We start from the raw sequence: 9,339 nt of genomic DNA, 5'->3' as shown, positions 1-9,339 counted from the left end.
GGGCTGGCACAGCACGGCTCGCCATTCGTGCGGTTATAGGCTCCCATTATGGATTCGGCTTTGCCTTCCTTTATGCATTCCTTAAAAGCGGGCAAATAGGTCTCCCTTAAATCCTTCTGGCTTACCCTCGCATCAAAAGAATGGCGCAGGGGTTCGGGCCCGCTATGTACAGCATAATGTTTGGGCGTTGCCACCACCTTCAAATACTTGGGATGATCTCCCTGTAACCCCTTTATAAATGCTACGCCCATTCGACCGGTCAGATAAGGGTCCTCTCCATAAGTCTCCTGGCCTCTTCCCCACCTGGGATCACGAAATATGTTTACATTGGGCGACCAAAATGTCAGCCCTTTGTAAATGCCCCTATCGCCCTGGCGTACAAACTCATGGTGCTTGGCCCGTGCCTCATCGGAAATGGCACAGGCAACTTTATACAGAAGCTTATCGTTAAACGAGGCAGCCATCCCTATGGCTTGCGGAAATACGGTAGCAATTCCCGCTCTGGCCACGCCGTGAAGGCATTCATTCCACCAGTTATACTCTGGAATGCCCAGGCGCGGTATGGCTGATGAAGCATATACCATCTGCGAGATCTTTTCCTCCAGAGTCAGGCGCGATACCAGGTCATCCACCCTTTTTTCCAAAGGTTGATCTGGATCCAGGTAGATGGGTACAGCGCCGTTTCCGTTTTGTTTTGCATCACCGCTCATCTTCAAACCCTCCTCATCACAAGACATAATATAATCCGATATTGCAATTCCCGAAATTTACAGGCATAGATAAACAGGAACCCTCAGTTTAAATTCCAAAGATATTTTATCATATTTAGTATCCGCTCTGTCTAATTTTAATTTCTTTTTTGAAAACTACAATCACTTTAGAATAAAAAAAGAGCCCTGCTTCATAGTTATAAACCGCTTTTCTAAAGCAGGGCATCTCCAATAGAACCATCAACCATATCGTTTCCATGACAACCAATTATCCCATAGGGGGTCTTACAAACACAAACCTACCGTCACACTTTATTTTTCATATACTGGATCGACGATGGCACCCATGAACAGCAATGTCCCCGTCTCGTTATCGCGTATTACGAAGAAGAATGGGCGATTCACTATCATGTTAAAATTATCAAGGGGTAAAGAGGTTAAAGTCACTTCTACCGCAGTTACTCCGGACGCTTCAGTGCCTTGTTCATTGGTCTCGACAAAGGTCTTATGCTTTACGCTGCTCAAATATACATTAGCGCCCGGCGCAATTGGGTGCATCTTCCCGAAATTAGCCTTTCCAGGATCAAACGCCACCTCCATCCCCAAGGCCTTCAGTGCCTCTTTAAGCTCTACTTCATACTCCAATTTAAATTTGGGCAGACCAACATCACCCTGGGTTTCAGAGAGCGAGTTCATCCATTCTTGCCACTTTTCGAGAGTTATGCTGCTGCAAAACTCCATCAGGTCAACGCCTTCGTCGGGCAAAAATACTACCATGCTGACACGGCCATTACCATACGGAAGGCTTACGGCCTGGAAGTTTTCCCCCTTGTAATAGGGATACTTTTTCCCACCCTGAAACATTATTGGATGCGCCTTTTGGGTACCATCGCTCAGGAAAAAGGCCTCCTCCCTGGTAAGTTTGGGGTCAAACTCATTCGTCCAGTTCCCTTTAAAGTACAGCGCATTTATGAGGTACATTATGGTTTCTGGAGGTATGACGTCTCCCACAATCTTATCGATCTTATCTTTGGTTTGCTTTCTCACCCAGTTATTTATGATTTTGGAAGCATCCGGCGAATTAAAATCCAATTTCTGTATCTCAGCACCGTAAAATTTCTTATTTGTATTTAGAAAATCATCATAGAAAGACATCCCCTTGCGTGCCCACAGCGAATTAGCTATGACCACTTGTACGGCTGGGTCTGGATTTTGAAGAATGGTCTTTAGGTCGGCATAAGCCTTGTTGAAGTCCTCGATATCAATCCCCTGCACTTCCAAAGCCTTAGCCATAGCCTCCTTTGTTTCTCCATCGGCTCCGTTATAAGTCATTGCCAGCGCCATAGCAATGCTTGTAGGGGAAATAAAAACGTTTTCATGGGGCTGTTGTTCAATGAGCTGTTTGAACAATTTAAATGCAAATCTAGTGTTGGCTTGCACCAGACGTTCATCCACCTCTTTAGCAGGAGGAGGCAGCTGTGAAGCCCCGATGGAAGCTCCACCGAATAAACCAGAATCACCAAGGTATTTACCAACTGCACTACAGGAAACGGTCATCAGCATCACTGCAACCAACAACATGCATACAAAAAATCTGGTAAAAATTTTCACTTTCCTTCCCTCCCTGTCTCGTTTTTTTGTTCACTCTAATAGACGGGGATAGGAATTAAAAAGTTTCAAAATTTTACCCCTTCCCAAATGACGAATAATTAACAATTAAGTTGAAGATACTATGATTAGCAAATTCATGAAGGGAGTGTTGTGTGTGGCACAGCTTAATCAACTGGAGCTCCAAAACTTGAGACACCTAATAGGTGCTCATGAAACGGCATACCAAAAGTTGCAAATGTATGCTCAGCAGGCTGATGACCCTCAAATCAGGCAAATGTTTCAGAAATCTGCACAGGACGCTCAAAGAGCCAAACAGCAGTTACTGTCACTATTGGGCTAAAGGAGGGATTTTCTCATGAGAGATAAAGACATGGTCAACGACGTGCTGTCCATGCTGAAAAGCAGCATAACCACCTATGCCAATGTAATCGCCGAGGCCGAAAATCCTCAGTTCAGGCAGGTAATCCAGCAGCTTAGAAACAACTGCGAAACCTTCCAGTATGACCTTTTCAACGTAGCTAAACAAAAAGGGTATTATCAACCGGCAAAACAGGCCAATCCTGCTGACATACAAGAAATACGCTCTCAATTTATGATGAGCTAACCACATATATAGAAGGGGAGGGTTAAAACCCTCCCTAAATTTAATTTGACAGATTAAAAAAGCTGGGCCCATGTGCTTACAAGCAGCTCTTCAAGTGCTAACCCCAAACCATGGCGCCCGTGAGGCCCAGCGCCCCAATGCTTCCGCAAACAATAAGCTATTTTGCACCGGAACTGAAGGTATAAAAGCAGCATCTGGGATAAATGCGGTTCAGCAGAAGTAGCCTCAAAAGCCTATTATAATGCCGACATAGCCATTATTTTTACAAATAGTCATTTGACTGAAGCAGCGTCAGAACTTGCGAAGCTCAACAATGTCATTGTATTTGATAGAAATACGTTAAGAAATACGTTAAAACAAAAAAAGATATAAATTAAATGGGGGAATGTTCAACGTATATATACCTATATAGACAATTCTGGTGAGCCACAACATAATGTTCATACCTTGGGTCATATACGTCTTGGTCTTAGGAAACTAAAACCTATACCCGATAATCCTGCGTCCCGCGTTGTTAAGCCTTCTAGAGCCAAAAAGAAAGAAATATCCCATTATGACGATGAAAATGCAGAAAAGCTCGGAGTCTTTTGATGCGCAAAAGTTCAACTGTCAACAAAGTGTCAACAGAATGATAGAAAATAAAAAGCCAGGGGCTTAAAACCCCTGGCTTTCTGGCGTGCCCGGAGGGACTCGAACCCCCGACCTTCTGATTCGTAGTCAGACACTCTATCCAGCTGAGCTACGGGCACATCTCAACGTAAGTTTATTTTAAATCATTTGTCTTAATATGTCAACCTTAAATTGATATCGACTCCGTTAACGTTAATTGCAAGCCACTTCGTTAACATCAATTACAAGGCTAAAAAGAAAAAACAAAAGGACCTTCTTTTTTGGTAAGAAGGTCCTTTTAAATAAGTTCAATACTCCTCCCTCGCCCTGTCAAAGCAGTTCTGACAATAACCATCATAAATGTCGGCACACTCATCGCATACATAGTTGTTGCAACCGGGGCACTGCGCCACTAAATCTTCATCGGTTGGATAGCCGCATACAACGCATTTCACTTTACCAGGCATACGTACTACCTCCTATTTGCCAATTTTTTATATATTGTCCCTAATTAAACCAAAAATATTCACGCAACATAAAAAATAGAAAATAAAGGAAGAGGGTGCAGCTTAAAAGCTACACCCTCTTCCTTTGGCGGAGAAGGAGGGATTTGAACCCTCGCGCCGGTTTTACCCGACCTACGCCCTTAGCAGGGGCGCCCCTTCGGCCTACTTGGGTACTTCTCCTCATCGACTGTGGCGGAGAGAGTGGGATTCGAACCCACGGCGCCTTTCGGCGTCACTGGTTTTCAAGACCAGCTCCTTAAACCACTCGGACATCTCTCCGCTAGTTAGTATAACAGAAATAGGCGTGGTATGTCAATCACGATTTTTCCCGCTTTAATCGGCTTTTGCTTCAATCATCTTGAAAATGCTGAACGCTCCTCATAAAAGGGCGTTGAAAAGATCACTTGGTGATCCTTTCAACGCCACCCATGTATGGAACCAGCTTCTCGGGAATGATCACCGACCCGTCTTTCTGCTGATAGTTTTCCAAAATAGCCGCCAACGTGCGCCCTATAGCTAAACCCGATCCATTTAAAGTATGCACATACTCGGCTTTGTCTTTAGGGCTCATCCGGTATTTTATATTAGCTCTCCGTGCCTGATAGTCTTCAAAGTTGCTGCAAGACGATACCTCTACGTATCTGTTATAGCTGGGCATCCACACCTCAAGGTCGTATTTCTTAGCAGCCGTAAAGCCCAGATCGGCAGTGCACATGAGAACCACCCGATAAGGCAAGCCCAGAAGCTGCAGTATTCTTTCAGCATCGGCTACCAGCTTTTCAAGCTCGTCGTACGAGGTTTCCGGCCTTACGAACTTGACCAACTCAACTTTGTTAAACTGATGCTGTCGTATCAAACCACGGGTGTCCCTGCCCGCAGCTCCCGCTTCAGCTCTAAAGCACGCGCTATAAGCCACATATTTAAGCGGTAACATGTTGCCATCCAAAATCTCATCCCTGTGCATGTTGGTAACCGGCACTTCCGCCGTCGGAATAAGGAAGTAATCGGTATCCACTACTTTAAAGGCGTCTTCTTCGAATTTTGGCAGTTGACCCGTCCCTATCATGCTTCTTCTGTGGACCATAAAGGGCGGAAACACCTCTACATATCCATGCTGCGTTGTATGGACATCCAGCATGAAATTTATCAAAGCCCTTTCCAGGCGGGCACCCATGCCACGATAAAAAGCGAAGCGGGACCCCGTCACCTTTGCCGCGGTCTTAAAGTCGAGTATGTTGAGCTCCTCTCCGATATCCCAGTGGGACTTTGGTTCAAAGTCAAATTCCCTCGGCTGCCCCCAACGCCTTACCTCTACATTTTGCTCTTCAGAATCGCCCACCGGCACTGAATCGTGAGGAATGTTGGGGATGGTAAGCAGCACCTGCTCCAGCTGTTCCTCTATTTCCCTGATTTTAGCGTCATATTCCTTTATGGTATCCGAAACCTTCTTCATCTCATTTATGATTTCGGAAACGTCCTTTTTCTCCTTCTTTAACCTGGCAATCTCATCGCTTACCACATTTCTCCTGTTTTTCAACTTCTCAACCTCAGCTATGTAAGCCCTCCGCTTCTCGTCCAGCTCCAAAAACCTGTCTAAATCTACATTTTCCTTTTTGGTAGCCAGCTTTTGCCTCACCAGCTCGGGATTGCTCCTTATAAATTTGGGGTCCAGCAACAATAACACCTCCTGTAAAATTGGCTCAACCTAACCTGTTCCTCATTAAGCGGCTTTCCAGGTAGAGCCTATCCAATTCATATTATATTAATTATACTACATTTTAAGCGCTATGCAACCTTTGGAAAAGCCCAAAATATCCTTTAGAGATTATTCCTGGCTCAAGAGATATCCTTTCTCTCTCAAAGCCGCTTCAATCCTGTCCAGCACTGCAGGGTCATCGGCCTCAATTGTATGCAAATGCACCCCATCTGTCAGCGAACACAGGGGTTCAGCATTTTCCCTTTTCATGGCTTCCATGAAGGCACGGACATCGCTGGGTGACTTTATCATAAGCCGTGCCTTGAACTCTCCGTACACGCCATGCTCCACGCTTACATCCAAAACGGTCCCTCCCAAGTCCACTATGGTCATCAGTTCATCCTCAATGCCATCTTCACAGTGCTTGCAGGCTATAACGCGTCGGTAGCGCCGGGGATACAAATTTTTAGGGATCATATACCCTTGAGGAGTAGCTATTATTTCTTCACCCGCCGCTCTCAATATGGCTATATCCTGAACTATAACCTGTCTGCTCACTCCCAACACTCCGGCCAGATAGGCACCTGTCACAGGACGGCTGCTTTCCCTTATGATCCTCAAAATCTCCTGTCGCCTTTCATCCGCTGACATACTCCTTTACCCCCTATTGGCAATTAAGCCTTTCACCTGCATACATAATTATACCATTTTTTTGCGAACTTTTGTGAAAAATTCACAGTTTCTTGTAAAGCGCCAATCCACTTTAATGTTCTTTACCATATTAAGGATACTTAATCCCATTTGAAATTTCAAATAGTTAAAATTTCACGCTCAAGTTAATTTTACAGTTTAACTCCCAGTAAAAGGCAGGCCCTGGGCCGACTAGAGAATAACGCAGCAAGGCTTAGAACACAATAATATTACTTCGACATAAAAAGCCAATGGGGGCGATCGCCGGTGAAATCGCTACATAAGATGTCCATGCTAATCTACCTTTTCATCTTTTTTATACTGATACAAAACATGGGGAACATCACAGCCCCTTCAAATCCCGTGGAACTGATAGAAATAAAATCCGACAAGCAATCTCCTTTGGCATATACCGCTTCCGCTCCTATAACCGAACCACCTATAGACATGGATGAAAATATCCGCACACGCCTAAAAAACTTCAGAAACGAGGCAGCCAAATTGTGCCAGCTATATCCCAAAAGCTTCTTTAGCAGCTTACCCACTTATAATAAAAAGATCGCCTTGACTTTCGATGACGGGCCCGATTCCCATACCACCGTAAAGGTGCTGGATATACTCGAATACTACAATATTCCCGCTACATTTTTTGTGATCGGTCAAAATATAGACAAGCACCGAGAAGTAATCTATCGAGCCATCAAAAATGGACACGAAATTGCCAACCACAGCTGGAGCCACATAAGGCCCACCTCAGTATCCGCTGCGGAATTGATAAGCGAGGTAGAAAAAACCCAGGCAAAACTCCAGGAAATGGGGATAACTACCAAGGTATTCCGCCCTCCCTACGGCTTGATCACTCCCCAGCAAATGGAAGCTCTCAAAGGGCTGGGCTATAAAGCAATTATCTGGTCAGTAGATTCCATGGACTGGTATACCACTAATCCACAGGAAATCGTGCAATGCGTGCTCAGCAATGTCCATCCCGGAGCTATTATATTGATGCACTGTGCTGGCGGACACGACAACCGGAGCGGGACTATAGAAGCCCTCCCGCTTATAATTTCCGCCCTCAAAAAAGAGGGATATGAATTTGTAACCATCCAGGAAATGATAAATTTTTAACAAACTTCATGCGACACCCGCAAGTTAGCTACTAATATATTTCATATTCACAACAAAACTACGGCTAGATCGCTAAATATACGGGTTATACATTTATTTGCATATTTGGCTGTACTAGGTTACATATTGCCCTGTTCAATATTGAAGGTGTGGGGTTGAAATTTTTATATAAAATTCTTGCAAGAACTCTTAAAAATCTTGCTTTTTTTTTGAGTTTGTATTACTATTATACTGGGTAAGTTTTTTGGATAGTTTTAGTTGCCATATGGCTTATTAAAAACTAGGAAAATATAGAGAGGGCAACATTCTCCCTCTTAATTTATTAATCATAAATTGCAATAATAGAAAGGGGTTACAGGAATGACTAGACATAAGAAACTGTTAGAATGGGTAGATCAAATGGCCAAGTTGTGCAAGCCTGATCGGATCTATTGGTGCGACGGGTCAGAAGAGGAATACCAGCGTTTACTTAACGAAATGGTGGCTTCCGGGATGGCAACTCCTTTAAACCCTCAAAAGAGACCAGGATGTTATCTGTTCAGGAGCCATCCATCGGATGTTGCCCGCGTTGAAGACAGAACTTTTATCGCCTCCAGGAGCAAAGATGACGCTGGTCCAACCAACAACTGGATAGATCCAGAAGAGCTTAAAAAAACCATGACCGAGCTCTATGATGGCTGCATGAGGGGCAGGACGATGTACGTCATCCCCTTCTCCATGGGGCCCATTGGATCTCCTATCTCCAAGATAGGGGTTCAGCTCACCGATAGCCCTTATGTTGTGGTTAATATGCGCATAATGACCCGCATGGGCAAAAAAGTGCTTGATGTACTGGGAGAAGATGGCGAGTTTGTACCATGCTTGCATTCGGTAGGTGCGCCCCTTGCCGAAGGCCAAAAGGATACTACATGGCCGTGTGCACCCATGGAAAAGAAATACATCAGCCATTTCCCCGAGGAAAGAACCATCTGGTCCTATGGTTCTGGTTATGGCGGCAATGCCTTGCTGGGCAAAAAGTGCTTTGCCCTCCGCATAGCTTCGGTAATGGCCCGCGATGAGGGTTGGCTGGCCGAGCACATGCTTATCCTGGCCATAACCAATCCCAAAGGTGAACGCAAATACGTAGCAGCTGCTTTCCCAAGCGCCTGTGGCAAAACCAACTTGGCCATGATGGTTCCCACCCTTCCTGGTTGGAAAGTGGAAACCATAGGCGACGATATCGCTTGGATGAAGTTTGGCAAAGATGGCAGGCTATACGCTATAAATCCCGAAGCAGGATTTTTCGGCGTAGCTCCTGGTACATCCATGCACTCCAACCCCAATGCTATGCTGACCATCGCCAAGAACACCATATTTACCAATGCCGCCTTGACTGACGACGGCGATGTATGGTGGGAAGGCATCGGGTATGATGCTCCTGGACATCTGATTGACTGGAAGGGCAATGACTGGTATCCAGGTTCTGACACGCCAGCCGCACATCCCAACGCTCGCTTCACGGCACCTGCCAGCCAATGCCCGTCCATTGCGCCCGAGTGGGAAGACCCCAACGGAGTACCCATATCGGCTATATTGTTTGGCGGCCGCAGGTCCACCACGGTACCGCTGGTATATGAAAGCTTTGACTGGAATCATGGTGTATTCCTGGGTTCGATAATGGGCTCTGAAATCACGGCAGCTATCATATCCGATCAAATCGGCAAAGTGCGCCGCGATCCATTTGCTATGCGTCCTTTCTGCGGATACCATATATGCGATTACTTCCAGCACTGGATCAACATCGGCAAG

10 protein-coding genes and 3 tRNA genes are annotated in these 9,339 nt (G+C 45.3%); 5 read left to right on the top strand and 8 right to left on the bottom strand.

Annotation, left to right across the window (positions count from 1 at the left end; all coding sequences use genetic code 11):
- Both FWJ59_RS05865 and FWJ59_RS05860 read right to left on the bottom strand, forming a co-directional pair.
- Positions 1 to 710: glycoside hydrolase family 3 protein (locus FWJ59_RS05865; protein WP_414481039.1), on the bottom strand; the 710-nt coding region annotated here is incomplete at its 3' end.
- A gap of 312 nt (positions 711 to 1,022) precedes the next feature.
- A complete protein-coding gene (locus FWJ59_RS05860; protein ID WP_414481038.1) occupies positions 1,023 to 2,321 on the bottom strand; it encodes a serpin family protein in 1,299 nt (432 codons plus the stop codon).
- Between the two features lie 136 nt (positions 2,322 to 2,457).
- On the opposite strand from FWJ59_RS05860, the gene FWJ59_RS05855 reads away from it, so the two are divergent.
- From FWJ59_RS05855 to FWJ59_RS05845, 3 genes are all read left to right on the top strand, one after another.
- The gene (locus FWJ59_RS05855) at positions 2,458 to 2,661 is read left to right on the top strand and encodes a hypothetical protein (RefSeq protein ID WP_414481037.1); all 204 of its coding nucleotides are present in this window, start codon (positions 2,458 to 2,460) and stop codon (positions 2,659 to 2,661) included.
- A 15-nt stretch (positions 2,662 to 2,676) separates the two neighbouring features.
- Entirely contained in the window at positions 2,677 to 2,925 is a 249-nt protein-coding gene (locus tag FWJ59_RS05850; protein ID WP_414481036.1) for a spore coat protein, read from the top strand.
- Positions 2,926 to 3,117: 192 nt separating this feature from the next.
- Positions 3,118 to 3,297, top strand: a complete 180-nt coding sequence (locus FWJ59_RS05845; protein WP_414481040.1) for a restriction endonuclease — start codon at positions 3,118 to 3,120, stop codon at positions 3,295 to 3,297.
- A 300-nt stretch (positions 3,298 to 3,597) separates the two neighbouring features.
- Here FWJ59_RS05845 and FWJ59_RS05840 read toward each other — a convergent pair.
- The 6 genes from FWJ59_RS05840 to FWJ59_RS05815 all read right to left on the bottom strand — a co-directional run bounded on the left by FWJ59_RS05840 (position 3,598) and on the right by FWJ59_RS05815 (position 6,387).
- Positions 3,598 to 3,674: transfer RNA gene (locus tag FWJ59_RS05840), tRNA-Arg, on the bottom strand.
- Positions 3,675 to 3,842: 168 nt separating this feature from the next.
- Positions 3,843 to 4,001, bottom strand: coding sequence for a hypothetical protein (locus tag FWJ59_RS05835; protein WP_414481035.1), 159 nt, complete (start codon positions 3,999 to 4,001; stop codon positions 3,843 to 3,845).
- Between the two features lie 125 nt (positions 4,002 to 4,126).
- A tRNA-Ser gene (locus tag FWJ59_RS05830) sits at positions 4,127 to 4,220 on the bottom strand.
- A gap of 10 nt (positions 4,221 to 4,230) precedes the next feature.
- Positions 4,231 to 4,319: transfer RNA gene (locus FWJ59_RS05825), tRNA-Ser, on the bottom strand.
- 121 nt (positions 4,320 to 4,440) lie between these two features.
- Entirely contained in the window at positions 4,441 to 5,715 is a 1,275-nt protein-coding gene (gene serS, locus FWJ59_RS05820; protein WP_414481034.1) for a serine--tRNA ligase, read from the bottom strand.
- 150 nt (positions 5,716 to 5,865) lie between these two features.
- Positions 5,866 to 6,387 carry a transcription repressor NadR gene (locus tag FWJ59_RS05815; RefSeq protein ID WP_414481033.1) on the bottom strand — a complete coding sequence of 174 codons (522 nt, stop codon included), beginning with the start codon at positions 6,385 to 6,387 and terminating at the stop codon, positions 5,866 to 5,868.
- Positions 6,388 to 6,693: 306 nt separating this feature from the next.
- Here FWJ59_RS05815 and FWJ59_RS05810 point away from each other — a divergent pair, with 306 nt between their 5' ends.
- Together FWJ59_RS05810 and FWJ59_RS05805 are read left to right on the top strand one after the other, a co-directional pair.
- Positions 6,694 to 7,551: a polysaccharide deacetylase family protein gene (locus FWJ59_RS05810; protein ID WP_414481032.1), complete on the top strand. Its 858-nt coding sequence runs from the start codon at positions 6,694 to 6,696 to the stop codon at positions 7,549 to 7,551.
- 360 nt (positions 7,552 to 7,911) lie between these two features.
- Positions 7,912 to 9,339 (top strand): phosphoenolpyruvate carboxykinase (GTP) (locus FWJ59_RS05805; protein ID WP_414481031.1); only part of this gene is annotated, 1,428 nt, incomplete at its 3' end.

Origin of the sequence: Caldicoprobacter sp. (assembly GCF_047459465.1) — a bacterium.
In the GTDB taxonomy this organism is placed as follows: Bacteria; Bacillota; Clostridia; order Caldicoprobacterales; family Caldicoprobacteraceae; genus Caldicoprobacter.
Note: the sequence above shows the minus strand (reverse complement) of the source record. Positions and strands in the feature narration are given on the sequence as shown.